The sequence below is a fragment of the Stenotrophomonas sp. GD03777 genome, from assembly GCF_029842485.1.
GTDB lineage: Bacteria > Pseudomonadota > Gammaproteobacteria > Xanthomonadales > Xanthomonadaceae > Stenotrophomonas > Stenotrophomonas sepilia.
This window is the reverse complement of the sequence record NZ_JAOCGL010000032.1, coordinates 17,247-36,003: the sequence shown is the minus strand read 5'-3', so window position 1 is coordinate 36,003 and position 18,757 is coordinate 17,247. Positions and strand designations below refer to the sequence as shown.

Annotated in this window: 16 protein-coding genes; 8 read left to right on the top strand and 8 right to left on the bottom strand. The window is 67.6% G+C overall.

Annotation, left to right across the window (positions count from 1 at the left end):
- The 3 genes from N5E02_RS09400 to N5E02_RS09390 form a co-directional block, all read left to right on the top strand.
- Nucleotides 1-488, top strand: a 488-nt coding sequence (locus tag N5E02_RS09400) for a glycosyltransferase (RefSeq protein ID WP_279946204.1), incomplete at its 5' end; no start/stop codon positions are given.
- Nucleotides 469-1,800, top strand: a complete 1,332-nt coding sequence (locus N5E02_RS09395; protein ID WP_164093539.1) for an O-antigen ligase family protein — start codon at nucleotides 469-471, stop codon at nucleotides 1,798-1,800. The genes N5E02_RS09400 and N5E02_RS09395, both read left to right, overlap by 20 nt.
- A gap of 137 nt (nucleotides 1,801-1,937) precedes the next feature.
- On the top strand, nucleotides 1,938-2,387 hold the full coding sequence (locus tag N5E02_RS09390; RefSeq protein WP_065178338.1) for a transposase: 450 nt from the start codon (nucleotides 1,938-1,940) through the stop codon (nucleotides 2,385-2,387).
- A 108-nt stretch (nucleotides 2,388-2,495) separates the two neighbouring features.
- On the opposite strand, the gene N5E02_RS09385 is transcribed toward N5E02_RS09390, so the two are convergent.
- Nucleotides 2,496-3,413 (bottom strand): LpxL/LpxP family Kdo(2)-lipid IV(A) lauroyl/palmitoleoyl acyltransferase, encoded by a 918-nt coding sequence (locus tag N5E02_RS09385; RefSeq protein ID WP_005419134.1) that lies wholly within the window; start codon nucleotides 3,411-3,413, stop codon nucleotides 2,496-2,498.
- 60 nt (nucleotides 3,414-3,473) lie between these two features.
- On the opposite strand from N5E02_RS09385, the gene waaA reads away from it, so the two are divergent.
- Complete coding sequence (gene waaA, locus N5E02_RS09380) at nucleotides 3,474-4,772, top strand: lipid IV(A) 3-deoxy-D-manno-octulosonic acid transferase (protein ID WP_262090952.1); 1,299 nt, start codon at nucleotides 3,474-3,476, stop codon at nucleotides 4,770-4,772.
- A 220-nt stretch (nucleotides 4,773-4,992) separates the two neighbouring features.
- Nucleotides 4,993-6,240 (top strand): amino acid transporter, encoded by a 1,248-nt coding sequence (locus tag N5E02_RS09375; RefSeq protein WP_279946202.1) that lies wholly within the window; start codon nucleotides 4,993-4,995, stop codon nucleotides 6,238-6,240.
- 96 nt (nucleotides 6,241-6,336) lie between these two features.
- Here the strand turns inward: N5E02_RS09375 and N5E02_RS09370 are convergent, their stop codons facing one another.
- From N5E02_RS09370 to N5E02_RS09360, 3 genes are all read right to left on the bottom strand, one after another.
- Nucleotides 6,337-7,695, bottom strand: a complete 1,359-nt coding sequence (locus tag N5E02_RS09370) for a TolC family outer membrane protein (RefSeq protein WP_005419128.1) — start codon at nucleotides 7,693-7,695, stop codon at nucleotides 6,337-6,339.
- A 16-nt stretch (nucleotides 7,696-7,711) separates the two neighbouring features.
- Nucleotides 7,712-8,359 (bottom strand): protein-L-isoaspartate O-methyltransferase, encoded by a 648-nt coding sequence (locus N5E02_RS09365; protein WP_014648346.1) that lies wholly within the window; start codon nucleotides 8,357-8,359, stop codon nucleotides 7,712-7,714.
- Between the two features lie 135 nt (nucleotides 8,360-8,494).
- Complete coding sequence (locus tag N5E02_RS09360) at nucleotides 8,495-9,175, bottom strand: TetR/AcrR family transcriptional regulator (RefSeq protein WP_005419125.1); 681 nt, start codon at nucleotides 9,173-9,175, stop codon at nucleotides 8,495-8,497.
- A gap of 119 nt (nucleotides 9,176-9,294) precedes the next feature.
- Here N5E02_RS09360 and N5E02_RS09355 point away from each other — a divergent pair, with 119 nt between their 5' ends.
- Nucleotides 9,295-10,425, top strand: coding sequence for an efflux RND transporter periplasmic adaptor subunit (locus N5E02_RS09355; protein ID WP_279946201.1), 1,131 nt, complete (start codon nucleotides 9,295-9,297; stop codon nucleotides 10,423-10,425).
- 4 nt (nucleotides 10,426-10,429) lie between these two features.
- Complete coding sequence (locus N5E02_RS09350) at nucleotides 10,430-13,591, top strand: efflux RND transporter permease subunit (protein ID WP_049416701.1); 3,162 nt, start codon at nucleotides 10,430-10,432, stop codon at nucleotides 13,589-13,591.
- Nucleotides 13,592-13,719: 128 nt separating this feature from the next.
- Here N5E02_RS09350 and N5E02_RS09345 read toward each other — a convergent pair whose 3' ends face one another.
- Nucleotides 13,720-14,625, bottom strand: coding sequence for a LysR family transcriptional regulator (locus N5E02_RS09345; protein WP_053499076.1), 906 nt, complete (start codon nucleotides 14,623-14,625; stop codon nucleotides 13,720-13,722).
- A gap of 117 nt (nucleotides 14,626-14,742) precedes the next feature.
- On the opposite strand from N5E02_RS09345, the gene N5E02_RS09340 reads away from it, so the two are divergent.
- Complete coding sequence (locus tag N5E02_RS09340; RefSeq protein ID WP_065178342.1) at nucleotides 14,743-15,516, top strand: SDR family oxidoreductase; 774 nt, start codon at nucleotides 14,743-14,745, stop codon at nucleotides 15,514-15,516.
- Nucleotides 15,517-15,686: 170 nt separating this feature from the next.
- Here the strand turns inward: N5E02_RS09340 and leuB are convergent, their stop codons facing one another.
- From leuB to leuC, 3 genes are read right to left on the bottom strand one after another with little or no spacing between them, the layout of a single operon-like run.
- Nucleotides 15,687-16,748 (bottom strand): 3-isopropylmalate dehydrogenase, encoded by a 1,062-nt coding sequence (gene leuB / locus N5E02_RS09335; RefSeq protein WP_053499071.1) that lies wholly within the window; start codon nucleotides 16,746-16,748, stop codon nucleotides 15,687-15,689.
- Nucleotides 16,738-17,316, bottom strand: a complete 579-nt coding sequence (leuD, locus tag N5E02_RS09330; RefSeq protein WP_005419117.1) for a 3-isopropylmalate dehydratase small subunit — start codon at nucleotides 17,314-17,316, stop codon at nucleotides 16,738-16,740. Before leuD ends, leuB begins: the two co-directional genes overlap by 11 nt.
- Nucleotides 17,316-18,734, bottom strand: coding sequence for a 3-isopropylmalate dehydratase large subunit (gene leuC / locus N5E02_RS09325; protein WP_065178343.1), 1,419 nt, complete (start codon nucleotides 18,732-18,734; stop codon nucleotides 17,316-17,318). Before leuC ends, leuD begins: the two co-directional genes overlap by 1 nt.
- Nucleotides 18,735-18,757 lie beyond the last annotated feature (23 nt).

Below are 18,757 nucleotides of genomic sequence, written 5' to 3'. Positions count from 1 at the left end.
AGGGCCACACCCACGCGCTGCAGCTGCTGGCCGACGTGCGTGCCGCCGGCGTGCCTGCCCAGCTGTGGATGCTGGGCACCGACGAACCCGGGCGCGAGGCCTACGTGGCTGACCTGCGCCGCCAGGCCGCGGCACTGGGCGTGGCCGAGGCCGTACAGATCAGCACGCCTACCGTCCGCATCGCCCAGGCCTACGCCGCCAGCGATCTGGTGCTGCAGCTGTCAGACAAGCCGGAAGCCTTTGGCCGCACCGTGGTCGAGGCGCTGTCGGTCGGTCGCCCGGTGCTGGGCTGGGACCACGGTGGCGTCGGCGAACTGCTGCTGCAGCTGCAGCCCAGCGGTGCGGTGCCGCTCGGCGACGCGCGCGCGCTGGGTGAACGTGCGCTGGCCCTGCTGGCGCAGCCGCCGTCCCTGCCGACCCGCATCCCGTTTACCCTGCAGGCCATGCAGCGCGATACCCTCCGCCTCTATGCCGATTTCGCCGGCTGACCCCGCTGCCATCGTGCGCGACGACCGTGCCGGGCGCTGGGCGCCCTGGTGGGTGCTGGCGTACGTGGCGATGTGGCCGCTGCCGGGCATTGCCGAAACCGTGCTGGGCCTTGGCGCGGTCTATGCTGCCGCGCGCATGGTGATGCGCCGGCTGCAGCGCCGTCCGCACCTGTTGAGCACGGCGGCGTGGGCGCTGACCTCGATCCTGTTCCTCGGCTACTGGCTGCCGCAGGCGTTTTCGGCCATCGATGCGATCGACCCTTCGGCCTCGTGGACCAAGGCGGCCGCCGGACTGCGCTACCTGCCCTTCATGTGGCTGGTGGCGATCGCGGTGGCCACGCCGGAACGGCGGCGCTTGACCTTCGGTGGCCTGGCGCTGATCACCGGCGTGTGGACGCTGGACGCGCTGGTGCAGGCGCTGGCTGGCACCAGCCCGTGGTTCTGGTCGCTGGAACACCTGAAGCTGGCCGTGAGTGGCCACGCGTTGTGCCCGGCCGACGAAGCCGCACTGGCCGACCGCCTCAGTGGCGCGCTTGGGCCCTGCAATCTGAAATTCGGCCAGGTGCTGGCCAGCCTGTCACCGTTCCTGCTGCTGCCGATGGCGCAGCGTTTCGGCAATGCAGGGTGGCTGCTGGCCGCTGCAACACTGGGGTGCGTGCTGCTGCTGGCAGGTTCGCGCGCCTCGTGGATCACCTTTGTGCTGGTGCTGGCCTACAGCGGCGTGCGCCAGTTCGGCTGGAAGCGGCTGCTGCTGCTGGCCCTGGTGGCAGCGCTGGGTACGGCCGCACTGACAGCGGGCGTGCCGCAGCTGCGCGAGCGTGTCGCGCGCACGGCGCAGGCATGGAACGAAGACGGGCAGGGCGTTGACGAGGCGCTTTCGGGGCGCGCGCGCATCTGGACCGCAGCGGTGTGCATGATCGAGGAGCATCCGGTCAACGGTGTCGGTGCGCGCGGCTTCCGCGATGCGTATCCGGCCTGCGTGTCAGATGAGGGTCCCGCCGTGTGGGGCAGCCAACCGGCGTTGCACGCCCACCAGATCGTGCTGGAAATCCTTGCCGAGACCGGCGTTCTGGGCCTGCTGTTGTGGTTGGCGGCGGTGGCGCAGGCCTGGCGGGCCTGGCGCTATGCCCCGGCGGCTGCGCGTGATCGCGCCCGACCGGCGATGCTGGCGCTGGCGGTTACGGTGTTCCCGCTCAATACGCACCTGGCGTTCTATTCCGCGTTCTGGGGTGGCCTGACGGTGCTGCTGGCAGCCCTGTTCGCCGGCAGCCTGCTGGCGCGCGACGCAGATGATTCCCCGCCGGTGAAGTGACCGCGCATCCGCGCATGGTAGGGATCAACCATGGAGTCGATCAGTAGATCCACGCCATGCGTGGATGAGGCTTTCCCGACCTGAACACGGTGACATCTCCACTATCGGTGCCCCGGCAGTTCGCGCACGCTGGAGGCATGGCCAGCCCCAGACTTCGCTACGGTCGGTATTCCCGATCCGGCAACGTTTATTCATTGACCACAGCAACCCTCGGCCGCGAACCGTTGTTCGCCGATGCGGCAAACGTGGCGATCCTTATCGACACCCTGCGCTTCGTAGAGCGCAAGGGCTTCAGCCACAGCCTCGCCTGGGTGGTCATGCCCGACCATCTGCACTGGCTGATGGAGCTGCGCGGAGGAACCCTGGCCGAGTGTATGGCCCTGCTCAAATCACGCAGCAGCCGACTGCTGAACCGGCGATTGGAGCGACGAGGGGCGCTGTGGCAGCACGGTTACCACGATCATGCCGTACGCAGCGATGAATCCCTTCATGAGAAGGCGATGTACATCCTGGCCAATCCGGTCTGTGCGGGCCTGGCCGGCACGTTGGGTGAGTACCCGCACGCATGGTGCCGTTGGCCGTTGTAGGTGCCGGCACCCGGATGTAGAGCATCCACGCATGGCGTGGATCTACTTCAGAATGCTCCGCGTCATCAAATTCACGCCATGCGTGGACGAAACCCTCCCGCCCCACCTTTATTTGTAGAAATCACTCCGGCCGCCGGGCTGGCGCTTGAAGCGGCGGTGGATCCACAGGTACTGGTCGGGAGCCTCGCGCACCATCGCTTCGATGGCCTGGTTAACCCGCGTGGTATCGGCTTCCACATCCTCGCTGGGGAAGTTCTCCAGCGGCGCGCCGATCTTCAGGAAGTACTTTCCGCCTTCGCGCCGGTGGAAGTACGGAATCACCGCACAGCCGGTCATGCGCGCCAGCTGATGGGTGGCGGTGATGGTCGAAGCGGTGTGGCCGAAGAATGGCACGAACACGGTGTCCTTGCCCCGCATGTCCTGGTCTGGCGCGTACCAGAGGAAGCCGCCCTTCTTCAGGTGGCGCACGGTTGCGCGGATGTCCTCGTTGGCGAACATCGCCTTGGCATAGCGCAGGCGGCCGAACTTCACCGCCCACTCGTACACCGGGTTCTTGTGCTTGCGGTACATGCCGGAAAGATCGACGTAGTCGCACAGCAGGCGGCCGCACATTTCCAGGGTCATGAAGTGGCCGGAGACCAGCAGGACGCCGCGGCCTTCGGCCTGCATCTGCCGCAGGTGTTCCAGGCCTTCGATCCGTACCTGCGGGCGGATGCTGTCGATGCTGCCCCACCAGGCGCGGATGCACTCGAACACGCCGACGCCCAGCGCATCGAAACTGTCGCGCACCAGGCGCTGCCGCCACGCCTCGTCCTTCTCGGGGAAGCACAGCTGCAGGTTGACCTCGGCGGCGCGGCGGCGGCTGCCGAGCAGGCGCCAGGTGATCCAGCCGACGCCCCGGCCCAGCGCGCGCTGCAGCATCCACGGCAGGCGGGCGATGGCGAAGGCGCCGAACATGGCGGCGAACATCGGCCAGTTGCGCGGATCGCGCAGCGACGGGCGGACGGCGGTGGAGGCATCTGACATGGGGCCATTCTACCAAGGCGGCCGCGTGTCTTTCCCGGGGGGCTCCCGTATCCTTGCCGCATGCGTAAAGACCCTGTCGAATGGATCCTGCGCGGCCTGTACTCGGTCGTGCTCTACATCCTGCTGCCGATCACCGTGTACCACCTGGTCTGGCGTGGCTTCCGGGTCCGTGAGTACTTCCGGCGCTGGGACGAACGCTACGCCTCCTATCCGCAGCCGACCGGCCAGCCACGGGTGTGGCTGCACGCGGTCTCGGTGGGCGAGGTCAATGCCGCCGCGCCGCTGGTCAACGCCCTGCGCCAGCAGCGCCCGGACATCCGCTGGGTCATCACCACCATCACTCCGACCGGCTCCGAGCGCGTGCGTGCGCTCTGGGGCGACGCGCTGGACCATGTCTACCTGCCGTACGACGTGCCGGGCAGCGTCAATCGCTTCCTCGGCCATTTCCAGCCCAGCCTGGCGCTGATCCTGGAAACCGAGTTGTGGCCGAACATGCTGTTCGGCTGCCGTGACCGTGGCGTTCCGGTCTACATCCTCAATGCCCGGTTGTCGGCGCGTTCGCTGCGCGGCTACCGGCTGCTGGCCGCATTGATCCGCCGCGCCCTGCGCACCGTCACCTGCGTGGCCGCGCAGTCGCAGGACGATGCCGAGCGCTTCGTGCAGCTGGGGGCGGAGCCCGGCCAGGTGCAGGCACTGGGCAACCTGAAGTTCGACATCACCACGCCGGACGTGCAGGGCTTCGTCGAACAGTTCCATGCACGGGTGCCGGCCGCGCGCCCGGTATGGATCGCCGCCAGTACCCATGATGGCGAAGAGCAGGCGGTGATCGACCTGCACCGCCGCCTGCGCCAGCAGCATCCGGATCTGCTGCTGCTGTGGGCACCGCGCCATCCCGAACGTTTCCCGAAGGTGGAAGCGCTGGCGCGCGAACAGGGCTGGAGCGTGGCGACCCGCCGCGTGGACCAGTGGCCGCACGCCGCCACAGACGTGTTCGTCATCGACACCCTCGGCGAGCTGATGCCGTTCTACGCCTGCGCCCAGGTCGCCTTCGTCGGCGGCAGCCTGCAGGCCATCGGTGGCCACAACCTGCTGGAGCCCGCTGCGATGGGAACCGCGGCGGTGACCGGCCCGCACCTGCACAACTTCGCGGAAATCTCCCGGCGCATGCGCGAGGCCGGTGCGCTGCTGATCGGCGAAGATGCGCAGGCGGTGGGCGACCTGCTGCAGCATCTGCTTGAAGATGCGCAGGCCCGCGAAGACATGGCGCGTGCGGGCTGCACGTTGGTCAGCAATGGCCGTGGCGCGCTGCAGCGCACGCTTGCGCTGGTCGCACCGCACCTGCCACCACCGCGCGAGTGATCCCGGCAGCGCGGCGTCGGCGCTGCGCTGCGTTGTCGTGATCAACTTCATCAATTCTGCTTAGCGACGATTTTTCTGTCGTTGCTGGACCGACCCTGCCGATGGCAGCGTGCCTGCCATCACATCGTGGCGCACGCAGCACCGATTCCGATTCCGCAGGACGACGCAGGCTGCCAGCCTGCTGTCGACCGCGCTTGGGCGGATATCAAGGGAACTTGCGATGGACGGCGACAGGGGCAGGGACGGCACCGGTGGGGCGCGCTTGGGGATGGACCACCTGGCTGTGGTGGCACTGACGCTGCTGGTGGGCGGCAGCGTGATCGCGCTGGTGGGCCAGCACACGGCGGCACAGGCTGGCCCGGCCATCGTACTGAGCCTGTTGCTGGCCGCACTGGGGGCTGGCCTGGTGCTGTGCTGCCTGCAGGATCTGGTGCTGCGACTGCCGGCGGCCGATGGCCTGTACGGACTGTTGGCCGCCAGCTGGGGGCCACGGGTGGCCATCGTTCTGGGCGCGATCCTGTTGCTTGAGCTGACGGCGACCACGGCGGGCGCGGCACAGTCCATGGCCCGCCATGTACATGCCGTGCTGGCTACCGGAGGCCTCCATGCCAACGACTGGCTGCCCGTGCAGGTAGCGGCGGCCATGGGTCTGCTGATGTTGAGCGCGCTCGCGTTGCTGCCGCCGCGGGGTGTGGCTCTGGCGGCCTGTGCGCTGCTGACGGTGAAGATCGGTGTGGGGGTGTTGCTGCTGGCGCTGGCGGCGCGTCATGTGCACTACGGGCATTGGATTCCCTGGCTGCCTCCGGCGACCGCACCGTATCGCTTCGGGCTGGGGGGCGTGCTGGCGACTGCAGTGCCGCTGCTGGGCATATTTGCCAGCGTGGGCCTGGCACTGGGCTTTCCTGCGCTGCGCCGCCAGGGCGCGATGTGGCAGCCGGCGGTGCTGGCGCTGGTCTCGTTGCTGGCGATGCTGCTGCTGATCGTGCTGGCAGCATTGCAGGCCGGGCTGGTCGAGTTTTCCGCGCTCGCCAGTACCCGGCCACTGGCGGTTGCGCTGCAGGTGCACCCCCAGCTGCAGTGGATGCTGCCATTGTTGCCCCTGGCCGGGGCAGCGGGCCTGGCCGCCCTGCAGTTGGTGCTGCTGATGCTGGCCGTCCGGTTGGCCACATCGTTGTGGCCCCGCGCAGCTGACGCGGCGGGACGATCCCGCACGCGCCTGAGCGCAATGGTGGTTGCGCTGCCGGCGGTGATGCTGGTGCTGGGGCTGCCGCAGGGCACCTTGCCGGCGCTGCCGGGTCCGGCAACGCTGGTGGTCATGGCAGCGCTGTGCCTGGCGGTGCTGCGGCGTCGGGATGACACCCGGCAAGGCGCAGCCGGCTGCGGGCTGATGATGTCGATGCTGGCCCCCTTGGCAGCCGTGCTGTGCGCGCTCGCGGCGTTGGAACGCCTGCGCGCATGGCCGGGCTGACGGTTCGTGGGGCCACGCCGGGGCGCGCGCGTGTGGATGCAGCATCTGCAAAAAAGCCACCCTCGCGGGTGGCTTTTTCGTTGCAGGGGCGACGACTCAGTGCGTGGTCGTGGCCGGGTTGCCCGCGTCCTGGGTCAGCAGCCGATTGACGTCCTGCAGTTCGGCCACGTCCAGCGCACCCAGCGACTGGCTCAGCAGCAGGCGGTTCTGCAGGAAGGTGTAGCGGGCCTGGGCATAGTCCAGCTGTGCCGAGAACAGGATGCGCTGGTTCTGGATCACATCCAGCACGGTACGGGTACCGACTTCCAGGCCGACCTGCGAAGCGTCGTACGCGCTCTGCGCCGAGACCACCGCCAGGCGGCGGGCTTCCACTTCGCTGATGCCCTGAACCAGGGTCTGGTAGGCATTGCGGGTATTGCGATCCAGGGCACGCTTCTGCTGCTCGTAGCCGTCCTGGGCGATGTCACGCTGCGCCAGCGCCTGGCGCACGCCGGACTGGGTGGCACCACCGGAGAAGATCGGCACGCTCAGGGTCAGGCCGATGCTGTTGGTGCGCGCATCCGGCGACAGCGAGCCGGCACCGGTGCTGTCGCCCCAGGTGGCGCTCTTGCCCCAGCTGCCGCCCAGCGACAGGGTCGGGTAATGACCACCACGGGCAGCCTGCACGCCGGCTTCGGCGGCACTGACCTTCAGCTCCTGCGCCTTCAGCGCCGGATTCTGGGTGGTGGCCTGCTGCACCAGCTCGTCGATGTTGCCGCGGTTGGCCGGCACTTCCGGGCGGAAGTCCGCCGGCAGGCCACGCAGGTTGGTCACCGGCTGGCCGGTCAGTTCGGTCAGGGCCTGGTAGTTATCGGCCAGGGTGTTCTGCGCGATGATGGTGTTGGCGCGCGCCTGGTCGTACTGGGCGCGTGCTTCGTGCACGTCGGTGATCGGCGCCAGGCCCACTTCCAGGCGCTTGTCGGCGAAGTCGAACTGCTTCTTCGCGGCCGCTTCATTGGTCTGTGCGGCGTTCAGCGATTCGATCGCCACCAGCACATTGAAGTAGGCCGCCGAGGTGCGCACGATCAGGTTGTCGTTGGCCGATTCGAGGGTGAAGTCCGCCGCCTTGCTCAGCTCACGCTGCGAGCGCAGGTTGTTGATCTGGGTCCAGTTGAACAGCGTCTGGCTGCCGTCGATCGTGTAGGTGCGGCGCTTGTTGGTGAACGAGCCGGAGTTGGCGTCGGCGTTCGGCTCGCTGCGCGTGCGGTTCAGCGCGGCCTGGCCGTTGATCTGCGGCAGCAGGGCGGCACGCGCCTGCACGGCGCCTTCCTTGTCGTACAGCCGGGTCGATTCGGCGGCCGACAGCTGCGGATCGCCGTTGCGGGCCATTTCGTAGACCTGCAGCAGGTCGGCGGCATGGGCGGACAACGGCAGCAGGGCAGTGGCCAGCGCAACAGCGAGGGATCGGCGGATCATTGCGGCTTCCTTGGACTCAGAGGTGGAACTGGGGGGCCGGGGCGGCACCACGCAGGTAATCGATATCGGTCTCGAACAGGGACTCGGAGCTACCGTCGGCCTTGACCAGCAGGGCCTCCATCGCCGGCGAGCGGCCGTGGATCACGAACAGGCGGCCACCCGGACGCAGCCACGAGGCGAACTGTGACGGCACCACGTCGACCGCACCAGTGACACAGATCACGTCAAAGCGGCGTTCGGTCTGCCAGGACAGGGCATCGGCCACTTCCACGCGGACGTTGGTGCCCAGGCCGGAGGCGTCCAGGCGGGCACGCGCAGCGGCGGCCAGCTCCGGGTCGATTTCCAAGCTCAGCACATCGCGCGCCAGCGCGCCGATGCAGGCCGACAGGAAGCCGCTGCCCGTGCCGATTTCCAGCACTTCGTCACCCGGCTGCAGGTCCAGTGCCTGCAGGGTACGGCCCTCGATGACCGGCTTCATCATCTTCTGGCCGTGGCCGATCGGCAGTTCGACATCGGCGTAGGCCAGTGCCCGGTGCGCGTCGGCGACAAAGGCCTCGCGCGGCAGGCGGGCCAGGACGTCGAGCACCTTGATGTCCAGCACGTCCCAGGGACGGATCTGCTGTTCCACCATCAGTTCGCGGGCGTGGGCGTAATCAATCGTCATGAGGTTCAAATCCAGCGCAGTGGGCCGGCCATTTTACCGGTGCCGGAGGCCGGCGGCGCGCCCAGAGCATCAGCTGCCGGGGGCCGGGGTCGCAGTGCCGGAAGTCATCGCGACCTCCGGTTCGTTCAGTTTTGGTTATTCAGCCGTTCCGGCCCCTCGCGGCGCGTAGGCGCGCAGGAAGAAGTCGATGCTGGCGGTCACGTGGGCAAGAGGGTCGCATTCCACGGGTGACAGTGGCATGCCGCACATCATATGCATGTGCACTTCGCCCTTGACCAGGGTCAGGAACTGCTCGCCGGCCAGAGCACAGTCGGGGATATCCAGTTCGCCACGTTCGGCGCGGGCACGCAGGAAATCGGCCAGGGCCTCGCAGGTACGCTCGGGGCCGGCTTTCCAGAACAGCGCGCGCAGGCGTTCGTCGGTCTCCGGCGCCATCATCATGCGCTGGATCGAGATCGCCGCGTCGGAGGTGATCAGCTCGAAGAAGGCCAGGCCGATACCGATCAGCTGGTCGCGCAGCGGGCCGTCCGCGTCGGCTACGAACAGCGCGTCGGGCAGCATTTCAATGCACTTTGACTGCACCGCCTCGGAGAACAGCGTCTCCTTGTCGCCGAAGTGGCTGTACACAGTCAGCTTCGAGACGCCGGCCTGAGCGGCGATGGTGTCCATGCTCACGCCGGTATAGCCCTGTTCGATGAACAGTGCCTTGGCTGCTTCAAGGATCGCCGCGCGCTTGCCGAGGTCCTTGGGGCGCCCGGGTCCGGCGGCCTTGGCAGCGGGCTTGGCCGACGGCTTGCGGGAAATGTGGGAACTCATCGCGGCAATACTAGACCAAGCGGTTCGATATTTATACTATACCGGCCGGTTTATTAAATTGGGCCGGCAGTCGCGGCTCCTCCCTTAGTTGCAACCCTGCGTTTTCAGGACGTTGACCGATGAAGATCGTGCGCTGGATGGGCGGTATGGTGTGGATGGCTGCGCTGGCAGCCTGTTCGGGGCAGGAACAGGCGCCACCGGCGGCCGTACCGGTGCTGGTGGTTCACCCCGGCGAGCAGGCCGGGCAGGCGCCGGCGGCGTTCCCGGGCACGGTGCGTGCGCGACAGGAAAGCCCGCTGTCGTTCCGCGTTGGCGGCAACCTGGTCAAGCGCCACGTCGATGCCGGGCAACGGGTGAAGAAGGGCGACGTGCTGGCCGAGCTGGACGTGGCCGACTTCGCGCTGCAGGCCCGTGCCTCGCAGGCGCAGCTGGCGGCAGCCGAAGCCGATCTGGTGCGCGCCCGCGATGACCTCAAGCGTTACCAGGTGCTGGCCGACCAGCAGCTGGTCAGCCGCTCGCAGCTGGACCAGCATTCCGCCGCGTTCAAGGCCGCGCAGGGCCAGGCCAACGCCGCCCGCGCCAACCTCGATGTGCTCCGCAACCAGGCCGGCTACGCACAGCTGCGTGCGCCGGCCGACGGTGTGATCGCCAGCCGCGAGGCCGAGGCCGGGCAGGTAGTGTCCGCCGGGCAGACCATCTTCAACCTGGCCGCCGACGGTGGCCGCGAAGTGCTGATCGACCTGCCCGAGGCCACCATCCGCGACTATGCTGTGGGCCAACCGGTCGAGGTGGAGTTGTGGAATCGCCCCGGCCAGCGCCTGCCGGGCACGATCCGGGAGATCGCCGCCGCTGCCGATCCGCAGGCACGTACCTATGCGACCCGGGTCAGCCTGCCCGCCGATGCGCTGGCCGACGTCGAACTGGGCCAGAGTGCACGCGTCTACAGCAGCGCCGGTCGCCACGGCACCCTGCAGCTGCCGCTGGGCGCGCTGCAGCGTGGTGCCAACGGTGCCGCCAGCGTATGGGTGGTCGATCCGGGCAACAGCACGCTGAAGGCCGCAACGGTTACCACCGGTGCGTTTGGCAGCGAGACGGTACCGGTACTGTCGGGCGTGAGCGGGGGCGACTGGGTAGTTGCTGCGGGTGGCCACCTGCTGCGGGCCGGCCAGCCGGTGATCGCCGTGGACCGGCAGAACCGTCCCGTGCTGAAGCCGGTTACGCCGGCCGCTGCCGCCAAGGCCAGGGAGTAAGCCGGTGCGCCGCTTCAATCTTTCCGAGTGGGCGTTGTCCAACCGCCCGCTGGTGCTGTTTGCGATGCTGGCTTTCGCGCTGATCGGCGCATGGTCGTACAAGCATCTGGGCCAGTCCGAGGACCCGCCGTTCACCTTCAAGGCGATGGTGGTGCGCACATTGTGGCCGGGGGCGACCGCCGAGCAGGTCTCGCGGCAGGTGACCGAGCCGCTTGAGAAGGCGCTGATGAATACCGGCGAGTACGAGTTCATCCGCTCGTACTCGCGCCCGGGCGAATCGCAGATCATCTTCATGGCGCGCGACAGCCTGCGTTCCAGGCAGATCCCGGACCTGTGGTACCAGGTGCGCAAGCGCGTGGGCGACATCCGCCCGACGCTGCCGCGCGAGATCGTCGGTCCGTTCTTCAACGATGAGTTCGGCGACACCTACGGCAACATCTATGCGTTGACCGGCAAGGGCTTCGACTACGCGGTGATGCGCGACTACGCCGACCGCATCCAGCTGGAACTGCAGCGGGTGCCCGACGTCGGCAAGATCGACCTGGTCGGCCTGCAGGACGAGAAGGTGTGGATCGAACTGTCCAACACCCGGCTGGCCACGCTGGGCGTGTCGATGCAGCAGGTGCAGCAGGCGCTGGCCGACCAGAACGCAGTGACCGGCACCAGCTTCTTCGAGACCGCCACCGATCGCGTGCAGCTGCGGGTGACCGGCCAGTTCAACGACATCGAAGCGATCCGCCAGTTCCCGATCCGCGCCGGCGACCGCACCGTGCACCTGGGCGACATCGCCGAGGTCAAGCGTGGCTTCGCCGATCCGGCGTCGCCGAAGATGCGCTTCATGGGCGAAGAGGCGATCGGCCTGGCGGTGGCGATGAAGGATGGCGGTGACATCCTCAAGCTCGGCGCCAACCTCGATGCCGAGTTCGAACGCCTGCAGAAGACCCTGCCGGCCGGCATGCAGCTGCGCAAGGTGTCCGACCAGCCGCAATCGGTGGAAGAGTCGGTCGGCGAGTTCGTGCAGGTGCTGACCGAGGCGGTGGTGATCGTGCTGCTGGTCAGCTTCTTCTCGCTGGGCCTGCGCACCGGCCTGGTGGTGGGCGTGACCATCCCGCTGGTGCTGGCGATGACCTTCTTTGTCATGCACTACTTCGACATCGGCCTGCACAAGATCTCGCTGGGTGCATTGGTGCTGGCGCTGGGACTGCTGGTGGACGATGCGATCATCGCGGTGGAGATGATGGCCACCAAGATGGAGCAGGGCTACGACCGCCTGCGCGCCGCCAGTTTCGCCTGGGAGTCGACCGCGTTCCCGATGCTGACCGGCACCCTGATCACCGCGGCCGGCTTCCTGCCCATTGCCACTGCGGCATCGAGTACCGGTGAATACACCCGCTCGCTGTTCCAGGTGGTGACCATCGCGCTGGTGGTGTCGTGGATCGCAGCGGTGCTGTTCATCCCTTACCTGGGCGACAAGATGCTGCCGGACCTGTTCAATCCGCAGCCGCCGAAGCCGGGCAGCCTGTCAGCGCGCTGGCACGCCAAGCGCCAGCAGTGGGCCGACCGCTATCCGGCGCTGGCCAATCTGATCGCGCCGCCGCAGCACGGGCACGACCACGATCCGTACCAGCGCCCGTTCTATCGTAGTTTCCGTCGCTTCCTCGATACCTGCCTGCGGCATCGCTGGTGGGTGATCGCGGCGACCATCGGCCTGTTCGTGTTCTCGCTGATGATGTTCCGCTTCGTGCCGCAGCAGTTCTTCCCGGACTCGACCCGGCCGGAACTGATGGTGGACATCGAGCTGGCCGAGGGCGCCTCGCTGCGCTCGACCCAGGCCCAGGCCGAGAAGCTTGAGAAGCTGCTGTCCAGCCGCGAGGGCATTGCCAACTACGTGTCCTATGTGGGCACCGGTTCGCCGCGCTTCTACCTGCCGCTGGACCAGCAGCTGCCGGCGACCAACTTCGCCCAGTTCGTGGTGCTGGCCAAGGACATCACTTCACGCGAAAGCACCCGCGACTGGCTGCTGCACGAGGTGATCCCGAAGTTCCCGGACGTGCAGATGCGCGTGACCCGCCTGGAGAACGGCCCGCCGGTCGGCTATCCGGTGCAGATGCGCATCTCCGGCGAGCACATCGAGAAGGTGCAGGCGATCGCGCGGCAGGTCGAGGCCAAGGTGCGGGAGAACCCGCACGTGATGAACGTCAACCTAGACTGGAGCGAGCCGAGCAAGGTGGTGCGCCTGGTGGTCGACCAGGAGCGCGCCCGCGCGCTGGGCGTGAGCAGCGCCCAGGTCAGCCAGTTCCTGTCCAGTTCGTTGGCCGGGCAATCGGTAAGCGTGTATCGCGAGGGCAATCGCCAGATCGAGATGCTGCTGCGCGGGCCGGCCGATGAGCGCAATCAACTGGAGCTGCTGTCCAGCCTGTCGATGCCCACCGCCAACGGTGGCAGCATCACGCTGTCGCAGGTGGCGACGATGGAGTACGGCTTCGAGGACGGCATCATCTGGCACCGCAACCGGTTGCCGACGGTGACCGTGCGCGCCGACATCAGTGATGGCATGCAGGCGCTGGACGTGGTGCATCAGATCCTGCCCACACTGGACGGCATCCGTGCCGAGCTGCCCAGTGGTTACCTGCTGGAAACCGGCGGTACCGTGGAGGATTCGGCGCGTGGCCAGAACTCGATCAAGGCCGGCATGCCGCTGTTCCTGGTGGTGGTGGCCACGCTGCTGATGCTGCAGCTGCGCAGCTTCTCGCGTGCAGCGATGGTGCTGGTGACCGCGCCGCTGGGCATCATCGGCGCGACCCTGTTCCTGCTGCTGTTCCGGGCGCCGTTCGGCTTCGTGGCGCTGCTGGGCACGATCGCGCTGGCCGGCATGATCATGCGCAACTCGGTGATCCTGATCGACCAGATCCAGCAGGACATCGATGCCGGGCATGACCGTTGGCATTCGATCATCGACGCCACGGTGCGCCGCTTCCGCCCGATCGTGCTGACCGCACTGGCAGCCGTGCTGGCGATGATTCCGCTGTCGCGCAGCGCGTTCTACGGCTCGATGGCGATCTCGATCATGGGCGGCCTGATCGTCGGTACGGTGCTGACCCTGGTGTTCCTGCCGGCATTGTACGCGGCGTGGTTCCGGGTGAAGCCCGATGAATCCGGGGCGTGATGCCGACCGGGGTCGGATCCCTTTCCCTCGGGGAAAGGGCTCTGACCCCACCCATGCCGGTTGCTCCCTTCCCAGGTAGGTGCCAACCTTGGTTGGCACGGATGGATGCATTCACGCATGGCGTGGATCTACTGCAGCTGCAGGCCGCTCCGCAGCACCGGCAGCAGCCATTCGATGAACACCTGCACGCGCAGCGCACGGTGCTGCCGATGCGGCTGCAGCAGGGTGACCGGCAATGGCTGTGCGACGTGCTGTGGCATCACTTCCACCAGCGCGCCGGATTGCAGCTCGGCCTGTACGTCGTAGCGCGGAATCTGCAAAAGACCCAACCCCGCCACACAGCACGCAATCGATGCCTCGGCGCTGTTCACACGCACCCAGCCAGGCATCGGCAGCGTGCGCAGTTGGCCGCCGTCCTGCCACTCCCAAGGTTCCACCCGTGCCGTGGTCGGCGACGCGTAGTTCACCGCGCGATGCTGCGGCAGGTCGGCAGGATGCTGCGGCACGCCGTGTTCGCGCAGGTAAGCCGGCGCCGCAACGTTGGCAAAATCCAGTTGGCCCAGCGTGCGCGCCACCAGGCTGGAGTCGCCCAGCTGGCCGACCCGCAACACAGCATCGCAACCGTCCTCGATCAGGTTCACCGCGCGGTCGCTCATGCCCAGGTCCACTTCCACCTGAGGGTAGCGGGCGAAGAAGTCTGGCAGCGCCGGTGCGATGATGCGGCGGCCGATGCGGCTGGGTACGTCGATCTTCAGCAGCCCCGACGGCTGGGCGTCGACCTGGAGGAACAGCGATTCGGCGTCCTCGACCTCGGCGATCAGGCGCAGGCAGCGGGCATGGAACACGTCGCCGTCGTGGGTGGTGGACACCCGCCGGGTCGAGCGCTGCAGCAGGCGGGTGCCGAGCCGCTGCTCCAGCTCCGCAATGGCTGCCGAGACAGTGGAGCGGGGCAGGCCGAGCTGGTCGGCGGCGCGGGTGAAGCTCGCGCACTCCACGACCCGGGTGAAGATGCGGAAGCGATCGATCCGGTCCATTGTTCGCTGACTCTGGAAAGTTAAGTCAATGTGGCGGGCTTTATCCGCTTTTTCTGCACGATATCGTCGTCAGGGCAGGGTTGCCACCCCGGGCAGCCCCCTCCCGAGACCGAAGCCATGACCGAGCATTCCCTCAAGGGCAAGACCGTGCTGATCGCCGGTGGCGCCAAGAACCTGGGCGGCCTGATCGCCCGCGACTTCGCCGCACAGGGCGCCAAAGCCATCGTCATCCACTACAACAGTGCCGCTACCCAGGCCGATGCAGAAGCGACTGTAGCCACGGTGCAGGCCGCCGGCAGCAAGGCGGTGGCCCTGCAGGGCGACCTGACGTCGGCGGCAGCGATGGAGCGCTTGTTCGTCGATGCCGTGGCCGCAGTCGGCCGTCCTGACATCGCCATCAATACGGTGGGAAAGGTACTCAAGAAGCCGCTGCTGGACATCAGCGAGGCGGAGTACGACGAGATGAGCGCGGTCAATGCCAAGGCCGCGTTCTTCTTCCTGAAGGAGGCAGGTCGCCACGTCAATGACGGTGGCCGCATCTGCACCCTGGTCACCTCGCTGCTGGGTGCGTTCACGCCGTTCTATTCCAGCTATGCCGGCACCAAGGCGCCGGTCGAGCATTTCACCCGTGCGGCGTCGAAGGAGTTCGGCGAGCGCGGCATCTCGGTGACCGCGATCGGTCCCGGTCCGATGGACACGCCGTTCTTCTATCCGGCCGAGAGCGCCGATGCGCAGGCGTATCACAAGACTGCGGCGGCGTTGTCGGCGTTCACCCGCACCGGGCTGACCGACATCGCCGATATCGTGCCGTGGATCCGCTTCCTGGTGACCGATGGCTGGTGGATGACCGGGCAGACGATTCTGGTCAATGGTGGGTACACCACCAAGTAAGCAAAGCCATGCATGGCGTGGCCCTACCGCGCGGGAACCGAATCATCCACGCATGGCGTGGATCTACCGCTGTGGTAGGTGCCAACCTTGGTTGGCACGGAGTCGGGCAGTGGCCACGGGCCACCTGTAGAGCCGTGCCATGCTCGACTCTACAGGTGTTGCCCGATGGATCAGCCCAGCTTCGCCAGCACCGCGTCGGTTGCCGCGGCGGTGCTGACGGCCTGGCCCTTGGCCGCAAGGTCGGCGGTGAACACGCCGTCATCCAGCACCGCATGCACGGCGGCTTCCACGGCTGCCGCTTCGGCCTCCAGCCCCAGCGAATGGCGCAGCAGCATCGCGGCGCTGAAGATTGTCGCGTACGGATTGGCAATGCCCTTGCCGGCGATGTCCGGGGCCGAACCGTGGATGGGCTCGTAAATGCCCACCGCACCCGGCTCGCCCAGCGAGGCCGACGGCAGCAGGCCCAGCGAACCGGCCAGCATCGAGGCCTCATCGGTGAGGATGTCGCCGAACATGTTCTCGGTGACGATCACGTCGTACTCGCGTGGCTTGGCCAGCAGGTGCATGGCCATCGAGTCGACCAACTGGTGCTCCAGCGCCACGTCCGGGAACTCCTCGCGGCCGATGCGTGCGGCCACGTCGCGCCACAGGCGCGAGGTTTCCAGCACATTGGCCTTGTCCACCGAAGTGACCTTGCCGCGACGCTGCTGGGCCAGGCGGAAGGCGCTGCGCAGCACGCGCTCGATTTCGGCCACGGTGTAGCGGCACAGGTCGCTGGCGCTGTCGGCGTCGCGGGTCTTGTCGCCGAAGTAGATGCCGCCGGTCAGTTCACGCACCACCACGAAGTCCACGCCCTGCAGCAGCTCGGCCTTGATCGGCGAGGCGTGCAGCGCGGCCTCGTGGGTACGCACCGGGCGCAGGTTCGCATACAGGCCCAGCGCCTTGCGGATCGCCAGCAGGCCCTGTTCCGGGCGCACCTTGGCGTTCGGGTCGGACCACTTCGGGCCGCCGACCGCGCCCAGCAGCACCGCATTGGCGGCCTGGCAGGCGGCGAGGGTCGACGCCGGCAGCGGTTCACCGTGGCGGTCGATGGCAATGCCACCGATGTCGTGCTCGCTGAAGGTGAAGGTGTGGTTGAAGCGTCCGGCGACCGCCTTCAGGACGGCAACTGCCGCGGCGGCCACTTCCGGGCCGATGCCATCACCGGGCAGGACAACAATTTCAGCGTGCATGCTCACTCTCGTAACGTTCGATTTCAGGGACACGGCCCAGCAGATACCCCAACTGGTCGACGCCTTCCAGCAGGCAGGTCTGCGAGAAGCCATCCAGCGGGAAGGAATAGACCTGGCCATCGGGGGTGCGCAGTTCGCGCGCAGCCACGTCGATGGTCAGCGCATCGTCCGGGCGCTGCATCAGCGCCTGGACGTCGGCCTCGTCCAGCACGATCGGCAGCAGGCCGTTCTTCAGCGCGTTGCCGCGGAAGATATCAGCGATCTCGCTGCTGACGATGGCACGCAGGCCCAGGTCGGTCAGCGCCCATGGCGCGTGTTCGCGCGACGAGCCGCAGCCGAAGTTGCGGCCCGCCAGCAGGATGCTGCGGCCGGCGTTGTGCGGCTGGTTGAAGGCGAAGTCGGCCACCGGCGAACCATCAGCTTGCCAGCGCCAGTCGTTGAACGCGTTGCGACCCAGCCCGGCACGCTCGGTGGTGGACAGGAACCGCGCCGGGATGATCTGGTCGGTGTCGATGTTGGTCTGGCGCAGCACCACGCTGGCCGAGGTCAGGGTACGGAAACCGGCCATCACGCCACCTCCTGTGCGAACAGTTCGCGGGTATCGGCAACGTGCCCGTTCACCGCCGCCCATGCGGCGCTCATCGGCGAGGCCAGCAGCGTGCGCGAACCGGGGCCCTGCCGGCCTTCAAAATTGCGGTTGCTGGTACTCACGGCCAGCTGGCCGGGGGCGACCAGATCGCCGTTCATCGCGATGCACATCGAGCAGCCCGGCTCGCGCCATTCGGCACCGGCCGCGCGCACGATCTCATGGATGCCCTCGGCCTCGGCCTCGCGCTTGACGATCTCCGAGCCCGGTACCACCAGCATGCGTACGCGCTCGGCAACACGACGGCCGCGCAGCACCTGTGCGACTTCGCGCATGTCGCTCAGGCGGCCGTTGGTGCACGAACCAACGAACACTACGTCCACCGGTGTGCCCGCCAGCGCCTTGCCGGCCTGGAAGTGCATGTAGTCCAGGCCCTTCTGTGCGGCGGCATCGTTGGCGGCGGGAATCGGCGCATCCACGGCGATCGCGGTACCCGGATGCGTACCCCAGGTCAGGGTCGGGCGGATGTCGGCGGCGTCGATGTGCACTTCGCTGTCGAAGCGCGCGCCGTCATCGCTGCGCAGCTGTTGCCAGCGCGCCACGGCAGCGTCGAAGTCGGCGCCCTTGGGGCCGCGCGGCGTAGCGGCGACGAAGTCGAAGGTGACCTGGTCGGGCGCGACCATGCCGGCGCGTGCACCGGCCTCGATCGACATGTTGCACAGGGTCATGCGCTGTTCCATGTCCATCGCTTCGATGGTGCTGCCACGGAACTCGATCACGTGGCCGGTGCCGCCGTTGACGCCGATCACGCCGATGATGTGCAGGACCACATCCTTGGCGCCGACGCCGGGTGCCAGCGCACCGTCAACGGTGATCGCGAAGGTCTTGGCCTTGCGCTGCAGCAGGCACTGCGTGGCCAGCACGTGGCCGACCTCGCTGGTGCCGATGCCGAAGGCCAGCGAGCCGAATGCACCGTGGGTGGAGGTGTGGCTGTCGCCGCAGACGATGGTCATGCCCGGCTGGGTGAAGCCCTGTTCCGGCGCAATGACATGGACGATGCCGCGGTTGTCCGAGGCCATGTCGAACAGTTCGATGCCGTGCTCGGCGCAGTTTCGCGCCAGGGTGGCGACCTGTGCCTCGGAAGCGGCGCTGGCGTAGGGCAACGTGCCGTCCGCCGCAGCCGGCAGGGTCGGCGTGGAATGGTCCATCGTCGCCTTGGTGCGGTCCGGCCGGCGCGGCGACAGGCCGCGCTCGCGCAGTTCAGTGAACGCCTGCGGCGAGGTGACCTCATGGATCAGGTGCAGGTCGATGTACAGCACGGCGGGTGCGCTGTCGGATTCGGGAACCACCACGTGGGCGTCCCACAGTTTGTCGTACAGGGTGCGGGGTGCGGAAGTCATGCGTATGCCTGGCAGAAGTACGA

Excerpts from the sequence above, each read along its gene's own strand:
- N5E02_RS09395 (WP_164093539.1), top strand. The coding sequence starts at position 469 with ATGCCGATTTCGCCGGCTGACCCCGCTGCCATCGTGCGCGACGACCGT.
- N5E02_RS09390 (WP_065178338.1), top strand. The coding sequence starts at position 1,938 with ATGGCCAGCCCCAGACTTCGCTACGGTCGGTATTCCCGATCCGGCAAC.
- N5E02_RS09385 (WP_005419134.1), bottom strand. The coding sequence starts at position 3,413 with ATGTCAGATGCCTCCACCGCCGTCCGCCCGTCGCTGCGCGATCCGCGC.
- waaA (WP_262090952.1), top strand. The coding sequence starts at position 3,474 with ATGCGTAAAGACCCTGTCGAATGGATCCTGCGCGGCCTGTACTCGGTC.
- N5E02_RS09375 (WP_279946202.1), top strand. The coding sequence starts at position 4,993 with ATGGACGGCGACAGGGGCAGGGACGGCACCGGTGGGGCGCGCTTGGGG.
- N5E02_RS09370 (WP_005419128.1), bottom strand. The coding sequence starts at position 7,695 with ATGATCCGCCGATCCCTCGCTGTTGCGCTGGCCACTGCCCTGCTGCCG.
- N5E02_RS09365 (WP_014648346.1), bottom strand. The coding sequence starts at position 8,359 with ATGACGATTGATTACGCCCACGCCCGCGAACTGATGGTGGAACAGCAG.
- N5E02_RS09360 (WP_005419125.1), bottom strand. The coding sequence starts at position 9,175 with ATGAGTTCCCACATTTCCCGCAAGCCGTCGGCCAAGCCCGCTGCCAAG.
- N5E02_RS09355 (WP_279946201.1), top strand. The coding sequence starts at position 9,295 with ATGAAGATCGTGCGCTGGATGGGCGGTATGGTGTGGATGGCTGCGCTG.
- N5E02_RS09345 (WP_053499076.1), bottom strand. The coding sequence starts at position 14,625 with ATGGACCGGATCGATCGCTTCCGCATCTTCACCCGGGTCGTGGAGTGC.
- N5E02_RS09340 (WP_065178342.1), top strand. The coding sequence starts at position 14,743 with ATGACCGAGCATTCCCTCAAGGGCAAGACCGTGCTGATCGCCGGTGGC.
- leuB (WP_053499071.1), bottom strand. The coding sequence starts at position 16,748 with ATGCACGCTGAAATTGTTGTCCTGCCCGGTGATGGCATCGGCCCGGAA.
- leuD (WP_005419117.1), bottom strand. The coding sequence starts at position 17,316 with ATGGCCGGTTTCCGTACCCTGACCTCGGCCAGCGTGGTGCTGCGCCAG.
- leuC (WP_065178343.1), bottom strand. The coding sequence starts at position 18,734 with ATGACTTCCGCACCCCGCACCCTGTACGACAAACTGTGGGACGCCCAC.